The sequence below is a fragment of the Paenibacillus sp. SC116 genome (assembly GCF_024733555.1).
Taxonomy (GTDB): Bacteria; Bacillota; Bacilli; order Paenibacillales; family Paenibacillaceae; genus Paenibacillus_B.
The window spans coordinates 560,947-586,218 of the sequence record NZ_JANIOF010000002.1 but is presented as its reverse complement, the minus strand read 5'-3'; the positions used below and the strand labels follow the sequence as shown (position 1 = coordinate 586,218).

The window sequence follows — 25,272 nt, the reverse complement described above, 5'->3', positions numbered from 1 at the left end:
GTATTAGGCACGCCGCCAGCGTTCGTCCTGAGCCAGGATCAAACTCTCCATAAAAGTGTTTGACTTGCTCATTTGTATTGCTGACGAGAATTAATTCTCATTGCTTTGTCATTTGTTCAGTTTTCAAGGAACTTGAAACATTCAACATCTTGTGCGGAACATTTATATATGTTATCAGAAACGATCTTGTCTGTCAATTCTTTTTTTCGACGTTTTTCAACAACATTTTGTTTAACTCGTTGTTTTCGTTTCGCCGTCGAACTGACAAGAATTAATTTATCACGAATACAACTTCGATGCAACTAATAAAATATTCCATTTAATCAAAAAGCTAATCTCTAATGCTATTTAAATCAAATAGAAGCCGCCTTATCACTCTTTACGAAGGATAAGACAGCCTCTATTTAGGTTATTAATATACTATTTAAGAACAATTACTGCATCTAATAGAGAAGCGCTCTCTTGACACTTCACAACTAGTTCTTTGCTCTCTGCATTCCAAGACCAGCCGTTAGCAGCTTGATTCAATGCTTCCATAGGCAGTTGCTCACCAGCACCCTGCACTTGGGCAGGAGCTTCTGTAAGACCAATTACGTGAACATTTACATGGGAACGCTTCGCATCATAGCCTTGATGCTTATAATTCATTTGGATGCGAACTTGATCTGTACCTTGTTCTACCTCAGTGCTTACGAGATTGTACGCGCCCTCTTCATATTTGTAAGTCAAACCGTCATCTTCATACCAGTTTAGGTGGAAGCTACCCGCTTCACCTTTCAAGTATACACATGCTGTTACACTTGCATCTTCAATCGCCTCACCAGCATATTGACGCAGAGACTCTTCCATACGGACGGAACCTGCACGTACATACAATGGCATTGTTTCGATTGGCGCATGAGCATGGATATGACGTCCACCTTCAAGACGCTCACGTGTCCACTCATCATACCACTCACCTGCTGGTAGATAAACAGAACGCCATTCTGTGCTTGGACGATAGATCGGTGCTACAAGAACAGAATCACCAACTAAGAACTGGTCGCACAAGTTGAACGTTTCTGGATCGTTCGGATATTCAAGTACAAGTGGTCTCATGATTGGAAGACCTGTTTGTGATGCTTCATGGAACCAGTGATACAAGTAAGGCATCCAACGATAACGAAGAGAAATGTATTCACGTTGGATGTTCTCGTGCTTATCACCAAAGGACCAAGGCTCTTGACGAACCATATCGATTGCAGAGTGGTTACGTGCGAACGGGAAGAATACGCCCATTTGCGTCCAACGAGTCAACAACTCACCACTTGTATGGTGCGCGAATCCACCGATATCTGGACCTGAGAACGGCACACCAGACATACCAAGGTTAAGCACCATTGGCATAGCCATCGACATATGCTCCCAGAAACTGCGGTTGTCGCCTGTCCATACAGCTGCGTAACGTTGAATACCGCTGTAACCAGCACGAGTCAATACGAATGGACGATTGCCGTCCAATTCTTTTTTCAAACCTTCGAAAGTCGCTTGGGACATGTTCATTCCATACAAGTTATGAACTTCGCCATGCGTCTTGCGGTTACCGTCATTACCATGAACGATTTCCGTATCCATCGTCTTCGTTTCATTGAAGATCGCTGGTTCATTCATGTCATTCCAGATACCCTCGATACCGAGGTCTGTATAGAAGCTTTGCTTCTCGCCCCACCAGTCGCGCACTCGCTCTTCCGTGAAGTCAGGGAATGCACTTTCCTCTGGCCATACTTTACCGATGTACAGTTGACCTTCAGCATATTTGCAGAAGTAGTTGTTATCGATTCCTTCCATATAAGCCGGGTATTTAGCATCACGCTTAACGCCTGGATCTACGATCGGAACGATGTGGAAGCCCATTTCTTTAAGTTCTGCCATCATACCAGCTGGATCTGGGTAACGCTCTTCATCGAATGTGAATACGCGATAGCCTGTCATGTAATGAATATCAAGATGGATAACATCACATGGAATTTGTTTCTCACGGAATGTGCGAGCCAAATTCATAACTTCCTCGCGGTTCATGTAGCTATAACGAGATTGGTGGTAACCAAGTGACCATTTTGGTGGCAATGGCATACGACCTGTCATATCTGTATATTGACGAATGACTTCTTTCAAGTCTGGTCCTGCATATACGTACATATCCATATCGCCAGTGCGAGTTTGGATCATGAATGCATCTTCATGAACGCGCATATCGAATACTGTGCGTCCTGGATTATCAAGGAACAAACCGTAAGCTTGGCCTTGGCGCAATACAGCCATCATTGGAATGGACTGATACAATTCTTCCATTTCAGGCACGTGTGGTGCGTATACGTCTGTATTCCACATTGTATAGCGCTCACCGCGTTTATCAAGGAAGCCCGTTTTTTCACCAAGACCGTATAGACGATCTTCGGATTCCATCGTAAGTTGTGCTGTGAAATCACCTTGATGCTCAGCATGACGAAGGAGACTGCGCACTGCAAATAGCTTGCGTCCATTTTGCATCATGTCAAACGTTCCATTTTGACGATCGATATTCATCGTAAGTTCGCCATAAGTAACGAGCACCGTCGTTTCTGTAACGCTATGCTTAAGCTGCTTCGCAGAAAGCGTGCCATCTTCTTGACGGTTGATCATGGCTGCGGATGCGCGCCAGTCTGGCTTGTTGCCGTAAAATACTTTCCACTGCATAATTTGTTCATTGATTGCTTTTACAGCTAGGTTAAATCTTTCTCCCCACAAAATGAGAGCTTCACCTTGTACTTCAACTCGTGTTACACGTCCTAGAGTCAGACCACTTTTCGTTTCTTGTTGACCTGCCGCATCTGGATGTATCGCTTCACTTGTATCCAACATGGATGAGGCCTCCTTTCTCTCTATACGAATCTTTTTTATTTAAGCGGTTAAACATAACAATGGCATCATTGCCTATCATTATTGTGAACATCACTTCGCTAATCGCTGTTGCAGCCGAATGATTGGTTTCTGTTAGACCTAATGACATCCGACTGCAAGCAAGCGCTCAGTGTTGCTGCTTTAAAACAGTTGTGATATTTGATAATCGTAATATCGTATTTAAGTTTCTTCTTTAGATGAAGAAATGAAATTAACCTTTGCTTGCTCCAGCGGTCAATCCTTCTACCAAGAAGCGTTGGAGGAATAGGAACAACAGTGTAATTGGAACTGCGATCATAACCGAACCTGCCGCAAACATCGTAAAGCTACTTGCAGAGTTGTTAGCAACCATATCCCATAGTCCAACTGCGAGTGTCCAGTTCTCTTTTGTACGTAATACCATTTTGGCAAAAATAAAGTCTACCCATGAACCAGCGAATGTCGTAAGTGCGATATACGTAATCATTGGCTTCGACAATGGAAGCATAATTCTGCTGAAAATGGTCCAATGAGATGCCCCATCAATACGCGCAGCCTCTTCCAAGCTTTTCGGAATGGTATCGAAGAAACCTTTAACCAAGAATGCACCTAACGGCGCCCCCGCTGAGTAAACCAATATCAATGCCCAGTGGGAATCAAGCAAATCAAGCTGAAGTAGCAAGATGTAAACGGCAATCATCGCCATGAAGCCAGGGAACATTCCTAGTACAAGGATTGTTGACATCAACGTTTTGCGTCCGCGGAACCGGAAGCGAGATAACGCATATGCAGTCATAATGACAAGACACAATGCGATGATCGTATTAAATGTCGCAATTTTCAGTGTATTCATGTACCACTGACCATACATGTACTGCTTCGATGTAAATAAAGTAATGTAATGTTCAAACGTCGGATTCGACGGGATTAAAGTTTCACTATAGATAGACGAACCAGGACGAATAGAAGACATGAGTATCCATAACGTCGGATAGAATACCGCTAGCGAGATCAACCCTAGTAAAATGTAACTTAGCGTCAAACGGATAATAGATTTTTTCTTTTTCCCCATTATCATTGGATCATATCCTCCTCTCGGAACGAACGTGTACGTCTGTAATTCCAGATCGACAACGATGCGACAATGATAAAGATGATAATACCGATTGCTGCTGCAATATTGTACTTGTGATTATCAAGTGTCAGCTTATAGAGCCACGTAACGAGCAAGTCTGTACTTCCCGCATACTGATAGTCACCATTAGCTGGGTTACCATTTGTCATCAAGAAGATAACGTTAAAGTTATTGATGTTACCTGCGAATTGCATAATGAGAATTGGTGCTGTTGAGTACAATACCATCGGCATTGTAATTGCACGGAATTTCTGCCATGCGCTCGCGCCGTCAACTTCAGCTGCTTCATAAAGGTCTTTCGGAATCGTCGTCAATACGCCTAAAACAAGCACCATGGATACCGGAATACCTACCCACGTATTAACCATCAGTACCGTTACTTTCGCCCAGAATGGATCAGACAGCCACGGCACCTTGCCAAGGCCGAAGTAGGACAAGTATTGATTAATCGGTCCGAACTCACCATTGAACATGTTACGCATAATCAAGAACGAAACCATTTGCGGGATTGCATATGGAATGATAAAGATTGTACGCCACATCGTCTTGAATTTGATACCTGCTTGTTGAATAAGAAGTGCTACAAGGATACCACCGAAATAAGTACTGACCGTTGCAAGTACTGCCCATATCATTGTCCACGTAAGTACGCCGTAAAACGTGTCGGCCCATGTACCCAGTGTCAATAAGTCTGTAAAGTTCTTGAAACCTACCCAATCAACGAGATTCGCCGGTGGAATATGCTTTGGTGCAGAGTAGTTCGTGAATGCCAACATAATCATGAAGATAATTGGCATAATCGTAAAGAACAACACGCCTGTAGCCGGAAGCGCAAGGAATAACTGCGCAAATTTATTTTCTCCTACATAACGCAAGCTTTGGATGAAATTATTTTCTTGATCGCCGCGTTCAATCGTTTGTCTCACACGGTATGCATCGCGAACTACACTAACAAACATCCAAATAAATAAAAGGAATACGAATAATGTAATCAAACCTTCGATGATTAAGAAAATAGAATGATCGCCTTGCACCATTTGATACGTTCTTCCTACCTTTGTCATCTTAGAAGGCGTATCACCAAGTGTAACGATTCCCCATACTGCCTGAGGCAATGCAGGAATTAAATACAACAACATCATTACTTCTGTAGCGAGCAAAAGCGCTCCTTTTACAAACTGACGGTTATAGAACTGCCCTAAGCCCCACACTAGCGCGGACATAACGGCTGCGCGAGTTGCTGTGCTGGCTGGATTCGTTTGTTTTATAGAAGTATCCATTAGGCATCTCTCCTTTCCTATGTGCCCCTCTGCACAAACAGATCATGTTTATGATGAGGGAAAAGCCCAGAGAAACCTGACCTGTTCTCCGGGCTTCCCTATCTATTATTGATTAATTGCGTCTGTGATCTGTTTAACAGAGCCGTCTAGAGCCTGTTTTGGATCTTTACCTTTGTTCAGCACATCACTGAATGCCGCTGCCATTGGGCTCCATACACTGCTCATTTCAGGAATAGCTGGCATCAAGTAAGAGTTCTTGAATTGTTCCAAAATAGCTGTTGTGATTGGATCGGATGTTACTTTTTGATCTGCTGCTGCATCAATGTTAGCTGGTACAGAACCAATCATTTCGAACTCTTTCAATTGCGCTTCTTTGGAAGATGCGAATTGAGCATACAATTTAGCTGCATTCGGATATTTCGTGTACGAGTTTACGTACCATGCTTTAACACCAGAGAATGATTTAGATGGCTTACCTTGAATGGACGGGATTGGTGCAGCACCGAAATCCATACCAGATTTCTTCAAGTCACCAATTACCCATGGACCATCAACACTCATTGCCAATTGACCATTTGTGAACAAACCTTTTTTAATGTCAAACGTTACGTCAGATGTTTTCATCGGCAATACTTGTTTCACAAAGTCTTGTTGGAACTTCAAACCGCTAACTGCGCCTTCATTGTTCAAGCCGATATCAGCTGTGTCTGTATCGTTCTGACCGAAGATATAACCTCCAGTTGAAGCGATCCAGAAGAAGTCGAAGTAGAAGTTACCCATTTCCCACATAAATGTATATTGCTTTTTAGCAGGGTCATTCATTGTCTTAGAAAGCTCAATGACTTCTTCCATTGTTTTAGGAGCTCCGTCAGGAAGAAGTTTTTTGTTGTAAAACATTAAGTATGTCTCAATCGAACGAGGATATCCGTAAAGAATACCGTCAAAGGAGGAAGCGTTTACGGACAATTCAGAGTTGTTTTTACGTGCTTCTTCCTCGAAGTAGTCGTTCGGCGCAACTAGACCAGCTGTAACCGCTTTACCAAGGTTGTCATGCGGGAACATAAGAACGTCTGCACCGATACCAGCAGGACCGTCTGTAGTCAATTTGTTCGCTGTGTCCCCACCAGATACTTCTTCGAACTTAACAGGAACACCGTATTTTTCAGTGAACTCTTTGTTGATTGCCTCTACGAATGGACGAGCTTCTTTACTCTCCCATACTAGCAAGCTTGCTCCCTCTTCTGGCTTCAACTCACCCGTATCACCAGTAGTCGTCTCAGTAGCAGGTTGTTCAGGTGCTGGCGTAGATGCCTTGCCTCCCAATGAACATGCCGACAGAGTAAATACCATCATTGCAGATAACAACAGAGAAACCCATTTCTTTTTCATGTGTAGAAACTCCCTTCGTTCTGTATGCTGTGGTTATTATTTCTGGCTTTCCTTCTATGTAGTGAAGGAGGAAGCCCTTGCTTGAAGAGGTTGTTCAACTCGTCCTCTTTGTGAACTCGTACGTAAAACGATGTATACGATCGTGCCCTGGTCTCCTCAGCTTCTGCACCACGATAATCATTACTCAAATTTGAGTTATCGGTATCCTGTAAGTTGTATAATATCTTCACATAGATTACATATACTAATGCTATGTGTTATAGACTTACCAATTTACCGCTAAAATCATTCACCTTGGTGCTAACCGCCTTAGCTCCCCTCTCCGATTAGTAATTTTGCTTTACTATACGAGATCTTCGCTGGCCAATCTTTTTATGCAAACCTTTGCACAAATGTTTTTAAAAATAACCGCCTTTACATGAAAGTGTTTGAAAGCGGTTACTGTGTAATTAGTATACATCGGATTTTTTTTCTTGTAAATCGTTTGCATAAACTTTTTTTTCGTCTATACTGGATGTTGAATACCCAAAAACACTTTAATGAGGAGCCTCTTACAGGTATACTCAGAACATATTGTTCGAAATGAGGATCCAACCTATGGCTATTACTATTGTAGATGTAGCACTTAAGGCCGGCGTCTCCCCCTCTACCGTTTCACGCGTCATTTCCAACGACTCGCGAATTAGTCAAAAGACAAGCAAAAAGGTTCGTAAAATTATGGAGGAGCTAGGTTATCACCCAAATATGATGGCCAAGAGTCTTGTAACAAAGACAACCCATAATCTTGGTATCATCTTGCCACGCCCAGCGGAAGAGCTGTTCCGCAACCAATTCTTCTCGGAAATTATTCGCGGAATCGTTACGAAAGCTGCTGCCAGCGGCTATGACGTACTGATGACTACAGGTATTAATGCTGATGAAGAAGAAGCAGCCGTTCGTCGTCTCGTACAGGGACGCGTCGTTGATGGCATCATTTTGCTGTCTTCGCGCCAAGATGAACATATTATTTCTTTTCTAAAAGATAGAAATTTCCCATTTGTACTTGTTGGCCGCAGTGAACATCATTCTGATATTGTCTCTGTCGATAACGACAATGTAGCGGCATCTTACGATGTTACGAAGAAGCTCTTAGAACAAGGCCACGAACGCATTGCATTCATGAGCGGACCTGCAAACCTTACAGTGTCAAAAGATCGTTTTAGCGGATATCACAAGGCACTACTCGAAGCAGGCTTGCCATTACGTAATGAGTACATCTGTGAAGCTGGCTTTACTCCTGAATCAGCCTCACAAGCGGCTATGGATTTAATGAATTTGAAAAATCGTCCGACTGCTATTATAACGATCGATGACGTGGTCGCATTTGGCGTCATTCGCACGTTGTGGAACAACGGAATGTTAGTCCCTGAGCAATGCAGTGTTGTTGGCTTCAACAATACCATTATGTCGGAAATGTGCCTCCCCCCTATAGCGAGCGTCGATATCGGTATTTATCAAATGGGGAAATCGGCTGCCCACACGCTTATTTCAACGGTAAAAGGCGAAGGCTACGGTCAAGCACGTATTATCGTACCGCATCAATTAATTTGGCGAGAATCCGTCTCGGGACCAAATGCATCAACTGTTAAAACAATCGGCTAAATGATTGGACTATGTTAAGAGATATTTAGTGAATTCATTTCGTACCACACATACGTATGCTTGTGAACAGCTTTACATGAATATCGCTTTGGCATGAATAAAGAAATGCCCTATGCTGCAATGTGGAAATGCAGCATAGGGCATTTACTATTTATTGACCGAGTGCTTCGTTTAACAGTCTAATGAGCTCATTCTCATCTGTGATGACAGGGATACCAAGCTGCTCTGCCTTGGCGAGCTTGCTTCCTGCTTTCTCCCCTGCGATGACGAGATCGGTCTTCTTAGAGACACTTCCGGTCACTTTCGCGCCGCAAGCTTCCAACTGTGCTGTTGCATCGTCTCGTGTAAGCTGATGCAGCGTGCCTGTAAGTACGACTGTCTTGCCATAGAAGAAGGAGTCGGTACTTACTACTTTCTCTTCTTCTACCGCAACTTGCGGTGCTACTCCATGAGCTAGCATGCGTTCGATGCTGTTGCTTTGTAATGGATCCTTAAAGAATCCTACGATGCTGTCAGCAACGATAGATCCCACATCTGGAAGGTTAACCAGCTCTTCCGGAGTTGCTTGCATGATTGCCTCAAGGCTGCGATAATGATCCGCCAATACGCGTGTTGTCGTCTTACCCGTATTCGGGATACCAAGCGCATTCAAGAACGCTGCCAATTCTCTCGTCTTACTCGCTTCAAATGCCTGCAGCAAGTTATTCGCTTTTTTCTCTCCAAAACGGTTCAATCCGACCAACTGTTCAAAAGTAAGGCCAAACAGATCGGCTGGATCACGCACTTCCAGCTCATCATATAATTGCTCTGCTGTCTTTTCACTGAACGTCTCTATATCCATCGCATCACGGGAAGCGAAGTGCGACAGTCGAGCTACGATTTGTGGTTTACAACCGAGCTTATTATTACAGAACAAATGGGCTCCTCGCAGCTCTAATTCTGAATCGCATGCAGGACAAGTTGTAGGGAATACGATCTCTTCGCCTTCAGGTTCATCAGGCACTTTCCCTAAAATTTCTGGAATAACGTCATTTGAACGACGAATAAATACACGAGAACCTAATGCATGCTTCAAGTTCTTACGCTCAATGTCACCGATGTTATTTAGTGTACAATTTTGCACCGTTACTCCAGCAAGTTCAACCGCTTCTACACGTGCAAGCGGCGTTACTTTACCAGTACGGCCTACATTCCAGCTGACCGACTCCAATATCGTAGAAGTTTCTTCTGCTTCGAACTTGAAAGCTACTGCCCAGCGAGGAAACTTATCTGTATAGCCCAGCACTTCACGAGTACGCATATCGGTAATTTTAACAACTGCTCCATCAATCAAGAAGTCCAGGCTTGCTCGGCGTTCTTGAATGCGCAGCAGCTCTGCTTTAAGTTCGTCCATACTAGAGAAATATTCCGCGTACAGATTAACTTTAAATTTGTTATCTTTTAAAAATTGCAGCATTTCTTTATGGTCGGCAAATATTTTGCTTTCCGCATAGCCAATATTGTAGAAGTAGGCAGATAGCTTTCGCGACGCTGTCACTTGAGGATTCAAGTTACGCAGAGCGCCTGCTGCAGCGTTACGAGCATTTTTAAGCGGCTCTGCCGCTGTCTCGTTATATGCTTGCAGGACAGACAAGTTCATAATACCCTCGCCTTGCACCTCGATCGTACCATCCTTATACGGAATCGTTAGCGGTACGGATTGAATGGTCTTCACTTGCGGCAAGATCGACTCACCCATAACACCATTGCCTCGGGTAGAAGCTTGGACAAGCTGTCCATCCGTATACGTCAAGTTAAGGGTCAATCCGTCAAACTTCAGCTCGACTACAAATGACGGATCAGGCAGCTGCTTATCTGGATTTTTACTGTTATAGTCATTAATCAACTTCAGTACACGCTGATGCCATGCCTCTAAGCTGTCCATATCTTGCGCTTTATCCAAACTCCATAGACGAGCTAGATGACGATGCGACTCGAAGCCGCTTAACGTTTCTCCGCCAACCCGCTGCGTAGGGGAATCAGCTAAGATGGTACCTGATTCCTGCTCTAAAGCGACTAATTCGTCATAAAGATGATCATATTCTTTGTCGCTAACAATCGGATTGTCCAACGTATAGTAGTGGTAATTGTATTGATTCAGTTGCGCAATCAGCTGCTCCATATGCGCTTGCGTTGGTTCAGACTGCTGCTGGGCTTGTCGCCTTTCGTCCATCTGGGCATGCCCCTCTCATTAAACTTTGTTACGTTAAACATTTATCATGTTAAGCCTCAGGCTAAGGAAGGACTACCTTGATGTTAACTTCTGCAGTAATCCTTCTTGAATAGACTCAAAACTTATTTATTCCCCCTACGCTCTCGCAGGGCAATTTATATGCCATTAGACCTTCGTCACTGGCGCGAACGCTGCCAACAAACGCTTCAAGCCAACCGGTGCTGGGAATGCAATTTGCAGCTCTGTATCGGTACCTGTACCTTTCACAGATACGATGACACCTGTTCCCCACTTCGCATGAGAGACCTTGTCACCTGCTACGTATGAAGCATTACCACCGCCTGTTTCACGCGCCTTATCGAGCGGAGATGTTACCTTAACTTGCGGCGCACTAGGGCGAGTTCCTTGTCCCGCTCCCATAGAACCAGGACGATTCATTCCAGCCGAACCAAAGCCACCAGATTGCGACTGACCTGGTGCAATACCTCCTCCTGCTCCATAGCCAACCGTACCGGATTGGGATCCGTTATAACCCAATCCACGTCCACCGTAAGCAGAAGAAGTTCCCTGACGACCATAACGGTCATATTGGCCATAGCGATTGCCGGATGGTGAAACGTCTTCCTTCAAATGTTCTGGTATTTCATCTAAGAAGCGTGAAGGCTTATTAGCATTTGTTCGACCAAATAACGTACGCGTGCGTGCGCAGCTCAAGAACAACTGTTTCTCTGCACGTGTAATCCCTACATAAGCAAGACGACGTTCTTCCTCCAGCTCATTCTCGTCGGTAAAGGTACGACTATGCGGGAATACGCCTTCTTCCATACCGATGATAAATACGACAGGGAACTCCAAGCCCTTCGCACTATGCATCGTCATTAGAATGACCGCATCTTGTGGCTCGTTCTCATCTGCTTTGTCTCCAAGCGTGTCAATATCAGCGATAAGTGCCAAATCCGTTAAGAAGGATACGAGTGATTTGTCTTCGTTCCGTTTCTCAAACTCTTGAGTAACAGACAAGAACTCATCAATGTTTTCTAGTCTAGCCTTAGATTCTAACGTATTTTCACGTTGCAGTTCTAGTTTGTACTCTGACAGCTCAAGCAACTTCTCGGTCAGCTCCGTAACAGACAAATATTCCAACATACGATGCACACTATCAATCATCGCATGGAACTCACGTAACGCGTTCTTTGTCTTTGGTGCAATATCCAACATGTCCATATCTGTAATGACTTGCATCATGGAAGTGCCTCGTGACGTAGCTGCTTCAGACAGCTTCGCCAATGTTGTCGCACCTATGCCCCGTTTCGGTACATTAATGATACGATCCAAATCAATATCGCTGTATGGATTCGAAACCAGCTTTAAATAAGCGAGCAAGTCTTTAATCTCTTTACGATCATAGAACTTGATACCGCCGACAATTTGATATGGAATATCCGACTTAATTAGAATTTCCTCGATTACACGAGACTGGGCATTTGTCCGATATAATATGGCGTGATTGTCGTAGGACATCCCACTCATCTGATTTTTCTTAATTTCCGCCGTAACGAAATAGCCTTCATCATGCTCCGTATCTGCCTGGTACATCTTGATCAGGTTGCCTTCGCCTGAGTCCGTCCACAGCTTCTTCGGCTTGCGTCCTGTATTTAGCTTAATGACTTCATTCGCCGCATTAAGGATATTTGCCGTGGAACGGTAGTTCTGCTCCAACAGAATCGCTGTTGCGCTTGGATAATCCTCTTCAAAGTTCAAAATATTCGTAATGTCTGCACCGCGCCATCCGTAGATGGACTGATCGCTATCACCAACAACGCAAATATTTTGATGCTGATCCGCTAACATGCGGCAAAGCATATACTGGGCACGGTTCGTATCTTGATACTCATCAACATGAATATATTTGAACTTCTTCTGATAATAGTCCAGCACTTCTGGGACTTCACGGAATAAATCCGTTGTCTTCATGATCAAATCATCGAAATCTAACGCATTGTTGGCTTTAAGCCGCTTCTGGTAAGCCTTATACACTTTTGCTACAATGCCTTCGAAATAATCCCTTGCCTTCTGCTCAAATCTACTTGGGCCTATAAGTTCATTCTTGGCAGAGCTCATAACGGCTTGTACTGCCTTCGGGTCAAACTGTTTCGTATCTATATTTAAATCCTTCATACAGCCACGGATAACCGACAGCTGATCAGAAGAATCAAGAATCGTAAAGTTGGATGTAAACCCAATCCGCTCAATATCTTTGCGTAAAATGCGTACACACATCGAGTGGAATGTCGATACCCAAATATCATGACCTTCTGGCCCAACCAGCTTGGCCACACGCTCCTGCATTTCACGTGCTGCCTTATTCGTAAACGTAAGCGCCAGTATACTCCAAGGAGCCGCCTTGCGCGTTGCAATTAAATAAGCGATACGATGCGTCAATACGCGAGTCTTGCCCGAACCCGCTCCTGCCATAATAAGTAGCGGCCCTTCTGTTGTTTCAACTGCACGCCCCTGCTCAGGATTCAGTTTCTTTACTGCTTCATGAATATCTACACTTAATTGAGGTTCCGGACGTTTGCTGCCGGATGATTCAAGAAATTCAAACATAATGCCGTTGCTCCTTTCTATATAAATAGATTGTCCTGTTTAATCTATTGTCCTCATGTACCTTATAAAAGAAATTGAACCATATATAGCTTAGCTGCAATTTGCAGAAAAGGCTTCCGAAAATGGTTAATCCACCAAGACAATCTTAAACATTGTCCTCTTTGTTGATTTCCTTAACTGTATTTACCGTAGCTAATGCCGCTGCCATATCTTCATAGATAATGTTGCCTACAACAACTACATCTGCTGCTTCTGCGGCCTCCCGCGCCTGTCCCGCTGTCTTAATACCGCCGCCGTAAATGACGAATGCTTGACTTATTGCTGTGCGAATTGCTTTTACCGTATCCATATCACCAAATGTACCACTATACTCTATATATACGAGTGGCAGTTGCATCAGCTTGTCCGCCACTTGTGCATATGCGACAGCTTCTTTCTTCGAAAGGTTTGCATTCGCTTCGCTCACCTTTGCCGCTGTACAATCTGGATTCAGGATTAGATATCCTTCGGGAATAAGAAGCTCCCATGGCATCATATATCCATATTGTTCAATCGCTCGCTGATGTTGACCGACTAACCAATCTGGATTGGTCGTATTAAGTACCATCGGAATCAAGTAAGCATCAAACCCCGGCACGACTGCATCCAAATCAGATACTTCTTGAACTGCCGGAAGCTCATAACGACGAATACGCGCCATGAGATCAACTGTATTTTCAAAGGTTACTCCACTAGATCCCCCGACAATGATTGCATCTGTTCCTGACAGGCACACTTGATCCAATGCTTCATCGCTAATCTCCTTATCGGGATCTAGCTTGAACACATGCCTCCATGTTGGGAGCTGAATATCATCTATTACACTTCTTTGCGCTACTTGCCTCTCCGAAGCTGTCACGTTGTTACCTCCACTCTATTGTACGCCCTGGCTTTCCAAAGCGGGCTTTTCATACGAAATGCTTGTTACCTTTACACCCAATAAAATTAAGTCTAAGTGAGTATGTAGGGGGTGTCAATGTGAGGTGAGGAGCATATAATAAGAATACTTGTTCGTTATAATAATTAATACTCTATCAGACCACTAAACTATGCTATAATGTCATAGAGTTAGGACTTTTTGTCAAGGAGTGTAAATATATGAGTTTACAGATGCAAGTAAACAAAAAACTTCACACGACCCACTTGCATATAGCGGAACACATTGCCCTCCAGAAGCGCAGAGCACTAAGAATGGAGACCACCTTGAATCTTATGATGATAGGGATTGAGTTTGCTCTCTATATAGCTGGCTTCTTGCTTCTCTTCTATTATAAAGTCATTCCCGATTACGGAACTTTTCAATGGAGTAATGTGTTAAATAGCCTGCAACAAATTCCGATCGTCCCTGAGTACATATTATTGTTAGGTATAATATACCCGATATATACGGCAATGCTGTATCAAAAAGGTTTATATCGATGGAACCGAGATATTCGAATTATCGACGACACGATTATTGCCGTCAAAGCAACCATTTTTTCTTTTCTTATTGCTATCGGTTTAATCTTTTTCTTAAAGACCAGTGTTGTTTATTCGCGGGTTCTCATTTTACTTCTTGCTTTACTAACCGTTTCTATTTTCCTTCTATGCCGGTTCCTCCGATTAACTTTAAGAGTGCTGCTGCATCGTTCTAAGAGCTACAGTAAAAATGTACTCATTATTGGCGCAGGTAAAGTGGGGGAACAATTACGTGACCAAGTGGTTTCGAGTCAAGTAAATGGTGGTCGTTTCGTCGGATTCCTAGATGATTACAAAGAAGGTACAGAAGTTCTAGGGAAGATAAGCCAGATTGAAAAATGGATTCAAAAACACAAAATACAAGAAATTTATATCACAATTCCATCGGAACGGAACATTATCAATGAACTCATATCTATGATTCGCAAGTACGACGTTCAAATTAAAATAATACCTGAAATGTTCGAACTCGTAACAAGTAGTGTTGTTTACGATAATGCCTTTGATTATCCGTGTATCGAGCTTGTAAAAACACCTTTGCGAGGAATGAACTTATTCTTTAAGCGTACTGCAGATATTATATTATCATCTATTGGTATTATCTTAATTTCGCCCATCTTGATTTTTGTGGCTATTTGCATAAAGATTGATTCCAAAGGACCTATCTTCATTCATCAAAAACGTATTGGTAAAAATGGGGCGCCCTTTGCTATGCACAAGTTCCGCTCTATGGTTGTTAATGCGGAGCAAATGAAGGCAGAATTAGAACAATTCAATGAAGCTGATGGTCCTGCTTTTAAAATGAAAAATGATCCTAGGATCACTAAAGTAGGTCGCTTCATTCGAAAATTTTCGATTGATGAACTCCCTCAACTATTTAATGTGTTGAAAGGCGAGATGAGCTTGATTGGGCCTCGTCCTCCATTACCGAATGAGGTTGAGCTATACAACGACTATCAATGGAGACGATTAGACATTAGACCTGGTATTACAGGTTTATGGCAAGTTAGCGGTCGGAGCAATATAACGTTCGATGAATGGATGAAACTTGACTTATATTACATCGAGCAATGGAGCATCTCGATGGAACTTAAGATTTTATTCAAAACAATTCCCGTTGTTATACGTGGAGAAGGTGCTTACTAAAAAGACCGCATTAGATGATGTATATCATCTTGCGGTCTTTTTTTGTGGCTTAAACAGCTGAATTCCTTTTATTATCGAATGCACAGTCAGTGTTAAGCCTAGTTTCGCAGCAATTCCCATATACATGAACATAGTTACCCAAAACGGATACTGTTTTATATAATGCTTATCATAAAAAAGCTTCATCGCTCTATGGAATTCATACGTGATACGAAAAGGTTTATTTCGACTGCTTGCTCGCTTATAATGTATAATCTGTGTTTTGGGATAATAGTAATTAATCCACCCTGCTTGTTGGATGCGATAACACCAGTCTGTATCCTCGAAATACATAAAGAACCGCTCATCCAACAAACCGACTTGTTCGATTGTTTCTTTACGTACCAACATAAATGCTCCGACTAGACAATCAATCGGATATGCTTCATCTTCACTTTTATAATCTTGATGGTAGGTATTAAAATGCGGACTCTTTGAAAATAGTTTGGATAGTTGTGATACATAGTAAAATGTAGCAAGCGGTGATGGGAATCCACGTCTACACGCTTTATCCAACTGTCCATTTGGAAGCACAACCTTACATCCTGAAGCCCCAACCTCGGGATGTTCACCCATAAAATGGACCATTATATCCAATGTATCAGGCTGAATAATTGTGTCTGAGTTAAGAAGCAAAATGTAACTCCCCTGTGCTATTCTTATCGCTTGATTATTTGCTTTAGAAAAGCCAAGATTATCAGCATTCGCTTTAAGTATAACTTGTGGAAATTGTTCTCGTATAGCAGCTACTGAGTCATCCACTGAAGCATTATCTACTAAAATGACCTCATACGTATAATCAGTTACAGAAGTATAGACAGACTGTAAACAGTTGAGTGTTAATTGCTTTGTATTGTAATTTACAATAACTACGGATAAGTCCATGGCCACATTCTCCTTAACATGATAAAAGCATTATAACATCAAATAACCGACAGTTGTGAGCATAGAAGCTTATAACTGTCGGTTAGGTTACTATATTATTGAATTAATATGAGAAAACACCCTACTTTTTTGCCGTAATAATATATGAATCATATCTCAATATATATGTTCATATAAATATGAACACTTCTATAACTTTAATTTCCCAAACTCTTCAGTGAATGTAATGCCTTTAGCCAATTCATTAGCTTTCGCCCATGACGCATGCGTACCCGCATCTGTCCACCAACCTTGAAGTACATCATAGGTTAGCTCCTTACGATTAATATAAGCATTATTAACATCAGTGATCTCTAGCTCTCCGCGCCCAGAGGGTTTGAGCGTCTTCACAATATCAAATACGCTATGATCAAACATGTAAATTCCTGTAACTGCGAGGTTACTTTTAGGCGTTTGAGGTTTTTCTTCGATTGATACAATAATATCTCCATTTAATTCTGCTACACCATATCTTTGTGGATCGTGAACTTCTTGAAGAAGAATTTTTGCACCTTTCTCCTGAGCCCTAAAATTATTCACATAGGAAGAAATGTCATCTTCAAATACATTGTCACCTAGTATTACTACCATTTGATCGTTACCAACAAATTGTTCTGCTAAGTCTAGCGCTTGAGCAATTCCACCAGCTTCATCTTGCACCTTATAAGTGAAGCATACTCCCATTTCCCGGCCGCTTCCCAAAAGATTTACTACATCACCCATATGCTCTTTACCTGTAACAATAAGAATATCATGTATATCCGCTTGTTTAAGCTTATTTACAGCATGAAATATCATTGGATATTTCCCAACAGGAAGCAAGTGTTTATTTGTTACTTTTGTCAAAGGGTAGAGGCGTGAACCTGTACCTCCTGCTAATATAATACCTTTCATTTTGTTTCCTCCATTCATTTACTTTTAATAATAAACCTAGAAAATATGTATGTTAAAGGTAAAGTTAAAATAATAACGATCAAAGGTACAACTTTGACAGATATACTTAAGTACTCAACCAAAACATACATCATAATTATACCAACTAAATATTGAACAAGATAAACAATAGGATACTTTAAAAATTTCCGAAAAGAAACTTTTTCACTAAAAACAAATATTGTATTCAGATAATAAGATAGCAATATTCCAGATAAATATGAAATTGTATACGAAAAAGAATAATTCAAAAACATGAGAAGCAGTAGGTATACTAAATATGTAACTACTGTATTAACTCCTCCGCTAATGACGAATTTGAAAAATTCATTATTCAAATACTTCGTCAACAACGTAAGCCGGTCTTTCTCTGCTCTCATCTAATATCCTCCAAAGATATTCACCGATAATTCCTAACATGATCATGATGATTCCAAGCAAAAATGTTATAAGCGCAATAATTGTAGTCCATCCCTCAAGCTCTATAAGACCAAATACATTACCTACTAAAACAAAAACTCCATAGCAAAAGCTCATGAGGGCTGTAAAAATACCAATGAACGACATAAAACGAATTGGGGAATAGGAAAAACTAACAAAAGAATCTACAAAAAGTTTGATTTTCTTGGAAAGTGTCCATCTAGATTTACCTAACTTCCGCTCCTGCCTTACATAAGGAATTTGCACCTGGTCATGCCCTAGCCAATAAATAAGACTCATCACGTTCGTATTCTTCTCTTCAATCTCTAAGACCTCGTGTACTACTTGTTTATCGACTAATAGAAAATCGAAACCACCTTTAGGATAACCCTTTAAAGCAAACTTCTCTAACAAATAATAGTAGGTATTTGAGAACATCTTCTGAGAGAAAGATTCCTCTCGATCAGCCCTAGTTCCAAGCACAACTTTTTTTCCGCTTTTCCAATGCTCCACCATCTCTTTAAACATTTCAGGCGGATCCTGTAAATCAGCAGCTATTACACCAACACAGTCACCAGTAGTAAACTTTAAACCAGCTTGTATCGCAGACATTGAACCAAAATTACGACTTAATTTAATAACTTTAATTCTTGAATCTTGTTTTTTAGCATCCATCAACAAGGAAAATGAGTTATCTTTCGAACCATCATCTACAAAAATAAATTCAAAATCACATTCAGGCATAATATCCTGTAAGCGTTGTAATCTTGGAATAGTATGGGGAATATTTAACTCATTATAGTAAATGGGTACAACAATAGATAGTTTAATACGGTTTGTACTCATTCACAGCCTCCACGACTCTTTCAACATCCTCCATATCCATTACAGGGCTTATTGGAAGACTTACAATTTCAGAGTGAATCTTTTCAGAGATAGGGAAAGATAGAGCGTTCCATTCCTTATATGCCTCTTGTTTGTGAGGTGGAATAGGATAGTGAATCATAGTCTGAACACCTTGTTGAGTCATATACTCAATAAAATTACTTCTATTTGAAGTTCTAACTACAAATACATGCCATACATGTGATTCAGCATTTTCCTCTACATACGGCAAAGTAATGTGCTCATTATTTATGTTATTTAAATAATACAATGCAATATTTCTTCTCATATCGTTATCTTGATCAAGACACTTCAATTTTGCACTTAAAATAGGAGCTTGTAGCTCATCTAATCTACTGTTGTCTCCCTTAAAAAGATTTTCATACTTTTTATGTGATCCATAGTTCCTTAATGCCTGAAGATTCTTGAATAAAATCTCGTCATTTGTCGTAATTGCTCCTGCATCACCTAACGCACCCAGGTTTTTACCTGGATAGAAGCTAAATGCCGCAGCATCACCTAAATTTCCAACTTTACGCTCTGCATAAATAGCTCCATGGGCTTGAGCGCAGTCTTCAATAACCTTTAGGTTATATTTCTTAGCTATTTCGTTAATAGGCTCCATATTACAAACCTGACCATATAGATGTACAACCAAGATAGCTTTTGTATTAGGCGTTATTTTTTCTTCAATTTTAGCTGGATCTATGTTATATGTCAGTAAATTAGGCTCTACTAGAACAGGAGTTGCCCCATTTGCTGAGACAGATAAAATGGATGCAATATAAGTATTAGAAGGTACAATTACCTCGTCCCCAGGTCCAATCCCATATGCTTTAATAATAAGTTCTAAAGCATCTAATCCATTAGCTACTCCCAGAGCATATTTTGTACCGCAATATTCAGCAAATTCAGCTTCGAAAGCCTTAACCTCTTCACCTAAAATATACCATCCAGAATGTAGCACTTTTTGTACACTATTTAAAATGGCTTCTTCATGACGAAGATTGATTTTCTTCAAATCGAGAAAAGGAATCATATTAGGCCCACCTATTTCTAAAGATTATTTTACTCGACAATTACTCCCTCTTCTAAGGAATACTGTCTTTCGCAAGATGGGCATATTAAATCATTGGTTAATTTTTCACCACAATTACAAATATACCCCCTAAATCTTGCTGGGTTACCGTACCATAATGTATTATTAGGGATATTTTTAGTTACTAGCGAACCTGCCCCTACCATTGCATATTTGCCTATTGTAATACCTGCAATTATAGTTGCATTCGCACCTATTGAAGACCATTCGTCAAGTATAGTATTCAAAAATGCACTGGGATATTGTTTAGAGCGCGGTCTCAAATCATTAGTGAATGTTACATTCGGCCCAATAAAAACATTGTCTTTTATCCTAACTCCATCCCAAATATAAACTCCTGATTTTACTGTAACATTGTCCCCAAGAATAACGTCGTTCTCAATAAATGTATGGTCATTAATATTACAATTAGATCCCACAACAGCTCTAGGAAGAATATGAGCAAATGCCCATATTCTCGTATTTTCTCCGACATTTTCAGTTTCTACTATAGCATGTGAATGTGTAAAGTATTTCGTCATCATCCATACACCTCAATGAATTTATCATAATCCCTGATATAATCTTCAGCATCGTATAAGCGCGAGGCCAGAACAAGTAGAACACAATCCTCTGAAAAGTCATACATTTCATGCCAATCATTAGGCTCTAGCAAAAGTACTTTTGTAGGGGAGTCTAGTAAAACATCTGTTGTTCTAGTTACATTATTCAAATACACTTTACAACTCCCAGACACACAAACTAGGGCTTGTCTTGTTTTATAGTGAGCATGGAAGCCTCTTCTGACACCCTGAGCTGTTCCGTAAATATAAAATACACGTCTAATATCAAATGGAATAGTAGCATTCCCTTCGAGAACTGTCAGCGCTCCTCTTTCATCCCCTAAAACATTGATATGTAACAACTTACTTGTTTGTCCTGCGATTCTGCCCATTATACCCTCCTGAATACTCACAAAAGATCAAGCCACTTCATTCTGCCCTTTCGTAGTCTATCAAAAGTAATGAATAAAATGTACCAAAAAATAATATTAATCATAGAAACTCATATTATCACCTATACAGCAGCTTAGATAAACTGCTATGTCGACCCTCATACTCCATAATTACTTTATAAAAGTTACCCCTATTAGTTTAATAGAAGAATTATTAGGTGGATCAATTCTAAAACCTGCAACGTTTGTCATATATTGTTGCTTCTTAGAATACACTTTATTATAACCTTTCTTTACTTTGACAACTCCATTATATTTTTCTCCGTAGCTTTCATTTTCTTGTGATAAAAATACTTGCATTTCCCCCTCCGTATCTGATTCAAATTCTATTGCTATATATTCAAATATATTATTATTAACTTTATTATTTAAGATATAGGATATATGAGGATCAAGACTACCTGATTTCATACTTAATATACCTTTACTATCCGCATCGATTTTCATATCATAATATATATCGGGATTTTTTATATCTATTCTATACGTGGGAGTGCCAACGTCTTCCTTTTCAACATGTTTCATATCCAACAAATACTTATTAGAGTTTTCCGGTAAGTTAACCACTATAATATCATCAGCCAAAATTATAGAGTTTTTATCGGGCCAAACAGGCAAATCTTTAGCTATTTCTATCCCTTTTTCTCGTTGTTCTTCTGTAGGATCGTTATATTCATATCCTAATGATCTCATAAAGAAATTAATTCTAGCTGGGTTGCCACCATCCCATTCAAAAAAGGAGTGTCCTAGAACCTCTTGCTTTATTACATTTTCTCTCTCCTGTTGTATACGACTACCTACAAAAATAACTGGCTGAGAAGGGTTTTCTCCTACATTTAACTCTAAAATTCTATAGCCAATTTGATGTGCTAGCTTCACATCCTCTTGGTACCTATTATAATCACTGTAGAACAACTGTGATAACGACTGAGATTGATTGAAACTCACAATCAAAATAAATATCATAATTAAGTTACGAATTGCTCTTTTATCAAACATAACATATACAAAATACCAAACTGCTGCTATGAATAATGTCAATACAAGATTCGATCTAATGGGCATAGGTGAACCCAATAATATCTGCATTAAAAATGGTGTACTAATGAAACCAATTAGTGAAATGCCTATAATCATTGCATTTCCTTTGTCTGTTTTCTTAATAAAAAACTTAAAAACAAAGTTAATTAACACCAATAAAATCACAATTATACTTGGAAGTATCATGAAGCTTCCGTGAATTAATTCCCCCGCAATTAAGGCTTTAAAATTCCCGGCCAAAGATTTAATTACTAAACGCGGATCAATATTACCCCAAGCTATAAAATTCGAAATATAATCTGATTGTGGAATGAATAGGCCTACTATCCTATCAATTACTTTATAAAGAACTAGGCTCATTGCAGTTACACTAATATATTTCATGAGTACAATAAAATACTCTTTAATTGTTAGTGTTTTATTTTGTTTCTGAAGAGATAGTAAATATATGATTAAGCAAATCATTATTCCGCATATAAACACTGGTAAATACGATTGGTATATAGAAGTCGCAAATGTTGTTAATATCAATCCCAGGAATAGATAATAGTGGTTACTTTTTAATACTGCCCATTTGAAAATAAGCACTGTAGCAATCGACGTACTTATCCAAGCTACGCCAAGCTCAAAACTCATCATTGAAAATCCTATGTTTTCTGAAAAGGCTGGGAATGTAACAAACAATAAGGACAAGATGAGACCTGGAGCATCGAAACCAACTCCATCATTATTTACACTTGCTCTTTTAAATGCATAAGCCCATATTATACTACTCAAACTAAGAGCAGTTACAGCTAAAATCGTACTGGTTATTGAATTGGTCAACGTAGTATTAGACAATATTTTCGTAAGTGCGATTCCAAAACGTCCCTGCTCACTCCACACAGAATTTATAGAATCTGTAAATAAGCTTTTTTCTTCATCTATCGAAAGAGTAAATTGTGTTAACGGAAACCAATATGCTAAACATGTGAAGAACACAACGATACCGCACATTGATTTATTAGCTTTTAGATATTGTAGAAATGTACGCGATTCTTCACTTAAAATTTGCGCTATTTCCTTATGCCATTTCATAATTTCCGTTCTACCCCTTATAAATGTTCTATAGTGAATTCTATATGACTAATCACATAGAGATCTCAATCCCACGCAATTTAGTTGTCTCTTTCATTCAACAGTACAAAGCCGACAGTCTCTAGTTGATCTTCCTTACTGTCGGCTCTCTTTTATACAATTCAATCACAATTTAATTCTCTTTCTAATTCGTCGAACCTGCAATATATCGTGCTAATGCATCTTTCCAATGCGGAAGCAGCTCAAATCCATTCGTACGAATGCTAAGCGGTTCCATCACAGAGTACTGTGGTCGAGGGGCAGGACGTGGAAACTCTTCCGTCGTACATGGAAGAAGTTCCGCTGATATGCTACATTGTTTAAATATCTCTTCGGCGAACTCATACCAGCTACAAATCCCTGAATTTGATGCATGATATATACCATACTGCTCTGTCTCCACCAGTTGCAGAAGAAACTGTGCTAAATCTACAGTGTACGTCGGAGAACCTACCTGATCATGCACTACTTTCAATTGGTCGCGTTCTACACCAAGCTTCATCATCGTCTTCACAAAATTAGCACCCTGCTCTCCAAATACCCATGAAGTACGTACGATAAAGAAACGTGAAGATAAGCTTTGAATTAATACTTCTCCCGCTCGTTTAGACTTGCCATATATACCTTGAGGATCAGTATTATCATATTCATTATATGGCTGGTTACCACGCCCATTAAATACATAATCCGTACTGATATAAATGAGTTTCGCACCAATCGATTCAGCGGCAACTGCTACATTCCGAGTCCCTACTGCATTAACCTCGTATGCCCGATCAACATCTGTTTCGGCCTGATCAACAGCAGTATAAGCTGCACAATGAATAATCGCGGCAGGATGTTCTTCACGAATCACTTGCTGACACTGACTCTGCTTTGTAATATCTAGCTTGGAGCGATTACAGGCTACAACTTCATGTCCATGATTGCGAAACAACTGCACCACATCTTGACCAAGTTGACCATCTGCACCTGTTACTAATACTTTCATTCGTTGTCTCCTAGACGACCTGCATACTGTTTATTATAGTAATCTTGATACGCGCCCGATAGAATTCGCTTCCACCAGTCTTGATTATCCAAGTACCAACGAATTGTTTCTTTAATTCCTGTCTCAAAATTATGCTTCGGCTTCCAACCCAGTTCTGTCGTAAGCTTCGTAGCATCAATTCCATATCGACGGTCGTGACCAAGACGATCCTCAACGTAACGAATTAAGGACTCTGGTTTACCGAGCTCTTCTAAAATAGTTTTTACGATCTGAATATTCGTACGTTCATTATTGCCACCGACATTATAAATTTCCCCATTAACACCTTTATGAACAACCAAATCAATTGCACTACAGTGGTCTTCTACATACAACCAATCACGAATATTAAGTCCATCTCCGTATACCGGCAATTCCTTATCCGCTAGAGCATTGGCTATCATTAACGGAATAAGTTTCTCTGGGAAGTGATATGGGCCGTAGTTATTCGAGCACCGTGTGATATTAATAGGAAGGCCAAATGTCTCATGGTATGCACGAACAAGCAAATCGCCCCCAGCTTTACTCGCAGAATAAGGACTATTAGGAGCTAACGGGGTTTCCTCCGTGAATAATCCTGTCTCCCCCAATGAACCGTAAACTTCATCAGTCGAAACCTGTACGTATTTCTTTATATTATATTTTTTAGATGCGTCAAGCAGCACTTGTGTACCTTGTACATTCGTCTTCACGAAAATACCTGGATCAAGAATAGAACGATCGACATGTGACTCAGCAGCAAAGTTCACGACAATATCTATTCCTTGTTTGAAGATCTCATCCATTTTTGTTGCATCAGCAATGTCAGCCTTAACAAACGTGTAATTAGGATTCTTTTGAATCGCTTGCAAATTCTCGAGATTCCCAGCATAAGTTAATTCGTCGACGTTAATAATTTTATAGTTTGGATATTTATTAAGCATATAAATAACAAAATTACTTCCAATAAAACCGGCACCGCCTGTAACTAGTAATTTCACTTT

At 40.4% G+C, this 25,272-nt stretch carries 19 protein-coding genes; 2 read left to right on the top strand and 17 right to left on the bottom strand.

Annotated elements, in window-relative coordinates:
- Nucleotides 1-420: 420 nt before the first annotated feature.
- The 4 genes from NQ117_RS14240 to NQ117_RS14225 all read right to left on the bottom strand — a co-directional run bounded on the left by NQ117_RS14240 (nucleotide 421) and on the right by NQ117_RS14225 (nucleotide 6,702).
- Nucleotides 421-2,880, bottom strand: coding sequence for a glycoside hydrolase family 31 protein (locus tag NQ117_RS14240; RefSeq protein ID WP_258278687.1), 2,460 nt, complete (start codon nucleotides 2,878-2,880; stop codon nucleotides 421-423).
- 250 nt (nucleotides 2,881-3,130) lie between these two features.
- Complete coding sequence (locus tag NQ117_RS14235; RefSeq protein ID WP_258278686.1) at nucleotides 3,131-3,976, bottom strand: sugar ABC transporter permease; 846 nt, start codon at nucleotides 3,974-3,976, stop codon at nucleotides 3,131-3,133.
- A complete protein-coding gene (locus NQ117_RS14230) occupies nucleotides 3,973-5,313 on the bottom strand; it encodes a carbohydrate ABC transporter permease (protein WP_258278685.1) in 1,341 nt (446 codons plus the stop codon). Before NQ117_RS14230 ends, NQ117_RS14235 begins: the two co-directional genes overlap by 4 nt.
- Nucleotides 5,314-5,418: 105 nt before the next feature.
- A complete protein-coding gene (locus NQ117_RS14225) occupies nucleotides 5,419-6,702 on the bottom strand; it encodes a sugar ABC transporter substrate-binding protein (protein ID WP_258278684.1) in 1,284 nt (427 codons plus the stop codon).
- A gap of 597 nt (nucleotides 6,703-7,299) precedes the next feature.
- Here NQ117_RS14225 and NQ117_RS14220 point away from each other — a divergent pair.
- Nucleotides 7,300-8,343 carry a LacI family DNA-binding transcriptional regulator gene (locus NQ117_RS14220; protein ID WP_258278683.1) on the top strand — a complete coding sequence of 348 codons (1,044 nt, stop codon included), beginning with the start codon at nucleotides 7,300-7,302 and terminating at the stop codon, nucleotides 8,341-8,343.
- 151 nt (nucleotides 8,344-8,494) lie between these two features.
- Here the strand turns inward: NQ117_RS14220 and ligA are convergent, their stop codons facing one another.
- The 3 genes from ligA to pcrB form a co-directional block, all read right to left on the bottom strand.
- Entirely contained in the window at nucleotides 8,495-10,555 is a 2,061-nt protein-coding gene (ligA, locus tag NQ117_RS14215) for an NAD-dependent DNA ligase LigA (RefSeq protein WP_258278682.1), read from the bottom strand.
- 165 nt (nucleotides 10,556-10,720) lie between these two features.
- Nucleotides 10,721-13,165, bottom strand: coding sequence for a DNA helicase PcrA (pcrA, locus tag NQ117_RS14210; RefSeq protein WP_258278681.1), 2,445 nt, complete (start codon nucleotides 13,163-13,165; stop codon nucleotides 10,721-10,723).
- Between the two features lie 145 nt (nucleotides 13,166-13,310).
- Entirely contained in the window at nucleotides 13,311-14,063 is a 753-nt protein-coding gene (gene pcrB, locus NQ117_RS14205) for a heptaprenylglyceryl phosphate synthase (protein ID WP_375163072.1), read from the bottom strand.
- A gap of 239 nt (nucleotides 14,064-14,302) precedes the next feature.
- On the opposite strand from pcrB, the gene NQ117_RS14200 reads away from it, so the two are divergent.
- Nucleotides 14,303-15,808: a sugar transferase gene (locus NQ117_RS14200; protein ID WP_258278680.1), complete on the top strand. Its 1,506-nt coding sequence runs from the start codon at nucleotides 14,303-14,305 to the stop codon at nucleotides 15,806-15,808.
- A 24-nt stretch (nucleotides 15,809-15,832) separates the two neighbouring features.
- On the opposite strand, the gene NQ117_RS14195 is transcribed toward NQ117_RS14200, so the two are convergent.
- The 10 genes from NQ117_RS14195 to rfbB form a co-directional block, all read right to left on the bottom strand.
- Nucleotides 15,833-16,732 (bottom strand): glycosyltransferase family 2 protein, encoded by a 900-nt coding sequence (locus tag NQ117_RS14195; protein ID WP_258278679.1) that lies wholly within the window; start codon nucleotides 16,730-16,732, stop codon nucleotides 15,833-15,835.
- Nucleotides 16,733-16,921: 189 nt separating this feature from the next.
- Nucleotides 16,922-17,665 carry a sugar phosphate nucleotidyltransferase gene (locus NQ117_RS14190; RefSeq protein WP_258278678.1) on the bottom strand — a complete coding sequence of 248 codons (744 nt, stop codon included), beginning with the start codon at nucleotides 17,663-17,665 and terminating at the stop codon, nucleotides 16,922-16,924.
- A 14-nt stretch (nucleotides 17,666-17,679) separates the two neighbouring features.
- Complete coding sequence (locus NQ117_RS14185) at nucleotides 17,680-18,084, bottom strand: GtrA family protein (RefSeq protein WP_258278677.1); 405 nt, start codon at nucleotides 18,082-18,084, stop codon at nucleotides 17,680-17,682.
- Nucleotides 18,035-18,970: a glycosyltransferase family 2 protein gene (locus NQ117_RS14180; RefSeq protein ID WP_258278676.1), complete on the bottom strand. Its 936-nt coding sequence runs from the start codon at nucleotides 18,968-18,970 to the stop codon at nucleotides 18,035-18,037. The genes NQ117_RS14185 and NQ117_RS14180 overlap by 50 nt, the downstream gene beginning before the upstream one ends.
- Nucleotides 18,951-20,048, bottom strand: a complete 1,098-nt coding sequence (locus tag NQ117_RS14175; RefSeq protein WP_258278675.1) for a DegT/DnrJ/EryC1/StrS family aminotransferase — start codon at nucleotides 20,046-20,048, stop codon at nucleotides 18,951-18,953. Before NQ117_RS14175 ends, NQ117_RS14180 begins: the two co-directional genes overlap by 20 nt.
- 29 nt (nucleotides 20,049-20,077) lie before the next feature.
- A complete protein-coding gene (locus NQ117_RS14170) occupies nucleotides 20,078-20,632 on the bottom strand; it encodes an acyltransferase (protein WP_258278674.1) in 555 nt (184 codons plus the stop codon).
- Nucleotides 20,629-21,042: a sugar 3,4-ketoisomerase gene (locus tag NQ117_RS14165; protein ID WP_258278673.1), complete on the bottom strand. Its 414-nt coding sequence runs from the start codon at nucleotides 21,040-21,042 to the stop codon at nucleotides 20,629-20,631. The genes NQ117_RS14170 and NQ117_RS14165 overlap by 4 nt, the downstream gene beginning before the upstream one ends.
- A 171-nt stretch (nucleotides 21,043-21,213) precedes the next feature.
- A complete protein-coding gene (locus tag NQ117_RS14160; RefSeq protein ID WP_258278672.1) occupies nucleotides 21,214-23,220 on the bottom strand; it encodes a glucosyltransferase domain-containing protein in 2,007 nt (668 codons plus the stop codon).
- 184 nt (nucleotides 23,221-23,404) lie between these two features.
- On the bottom strand, nucleotides 23,405-24,250 hold the full coding sequence (gene rfbD / locus NQ117_RS14155) for a dTDP-4-dehydrorhamnose reductase (RefSeq protein WP_258278671.1): 846 nt from the start codon (nucleotides 24,248-24,250) through the stop codon (nucleotides 23,405-23,407).
- Nucleotides 24,247-25,269 (bottom strand): dTDP-glucose 4,6-dehydratase, encoded by a 1,023-nt coding sequence (gene rfbB / locus NQ117_RS14150; protein ID WP_258278670.1) that lies wholly within the window; start codon nucleotides 25,267-25,269, stop codon nucleotides 24,247-24,249. Before rfbB ends, rfbD begins: the two co-directional genes overlap by 4 nt.
- Nucleotides 25,270-25,272 lie beyond the last annotated feature (3 nt).

Excerpts from the sequence above, each read along its gene's own strand:
- NQ117_RS14240 (WP_258278687.1), bottom strand. The coding sequence starts at position 2,880 with ATGTTGGATACAAGTGAAGCGATACATCCAGATGCGGCAGGTCAACAA.
- NQ117_RS14235 (WP_258278686.1), bottom strand. The coding sequence starts at position 3,976 with ATGATAATGGGGAAAAAGAAAAAATCTATTATCCGTTTGACGCTAAGT.
- NQ117_RS14230 (WP_258278685.1), bottom strand. The coding sequence starts at position 5,313 with ATGGATACTTCTATAAAACAAACGAATCCAGCCAGCACAGCAACTCGC.
- NQ117_RS14225 (WP_258278684.1), bottom strand. The coding sequence starts at position 6,702 with ATGAAAAAGAAATGGGTTTCTCTGTTGTTATCTGCAATGATGGTATTT.
- NQ117_RS14220 (WP_258278683.1), top strand. The coding sequence starts at position 7,300 with ATGGCTATTACTATTGTAGATGTAGCACTTAAGGCCGGCGTCTCCCCC.
- ligA (WP_258278682.1), bottom strand. The coding sequence starts at position 10,555 with ATGGACGAAAGGCGACAAGCCCAGCAGCAGTCTGAACCAACGCAAGCG.
- pcrA (WP_258278681.1), bottom strand. The coding sequence starts at position 13,165 with ATGTTTGAATTTCTTGAATCATCCGGCAGCAAACGTCCGGAACCTCAA.
- NQ117_RS14200 (WP_258278680.1), top strand. The coding sequence starts at position 14,303 with ATGAGTTTACAGATGCAAGTAAACAAAAAACTTCACACGACCCACTTG.
- NQ117_RS14195 (WP_258278679.1), bottom strand. The coding sequence starts at position 16,732 with ATGGACTTATCCGTAGTTATTGTAAATTACAATACAAAGCAATTAACA.
- NQ117_RS14190 (WP_258278678.1), bottom strand. The coding sequence starts at position 17,665 with ATGAAAGGTATTATATTAGCAGGAGGTACAGGTTCACGCCTCTACCCT.
- NQ117_RS14185 (WP_258278677.1), bottom strand. The coding sequence starts at position 18,084 with ATGAGAGCAGAGAAAGACCGGCTTACGTTGTTGACGAAGTATTTGAAT.
- NQ117_RS14180 (WP_258278676.1), bottom strand. The coding sequence starts at position 18,970 with ATGAGTACAAACCGTATTAAACTATCTATTGTTGTACCCATTTACTAT.
- NQ117_RS14175 (WP_258278675.1), bottom strand. The coding sequence starts at position 20,048 with ATGATTCCTTTTCTCGATTTGAAGAAAATCAATCTTCGTCATGAAGAA.
- NQ117_RS14170 (WP_258278674.1), bottom strand. The coding sequence starts at position 20,632 with ATGATGACGAAATACTTTACACATTCACATGCTATAGTAGAAACTGAA.
- NQ117_RS14165 (WP_258278673.1), bottom strand. The coding sequence starts at position 21,042 with ATGGGCAGAATCGCAGGACAAACAAGTAAGTTGTTACATATCAATGTT.
- NQ117_RS14160 (WP_258278672.1), bottom strand. The coding sequence starts at position 23,220 with ATGAAATGGCATAAGGAAATAGCGCAAATTTTAAGTGAAGAATCGCGT.
- rfbD (WP_258278671.1), bottom strand. The coding sequence starts at position 24,250 with ATGAAAGTATTAGTAACAGGTGCAGATGGTCAACTTGGTCAAGATGTG.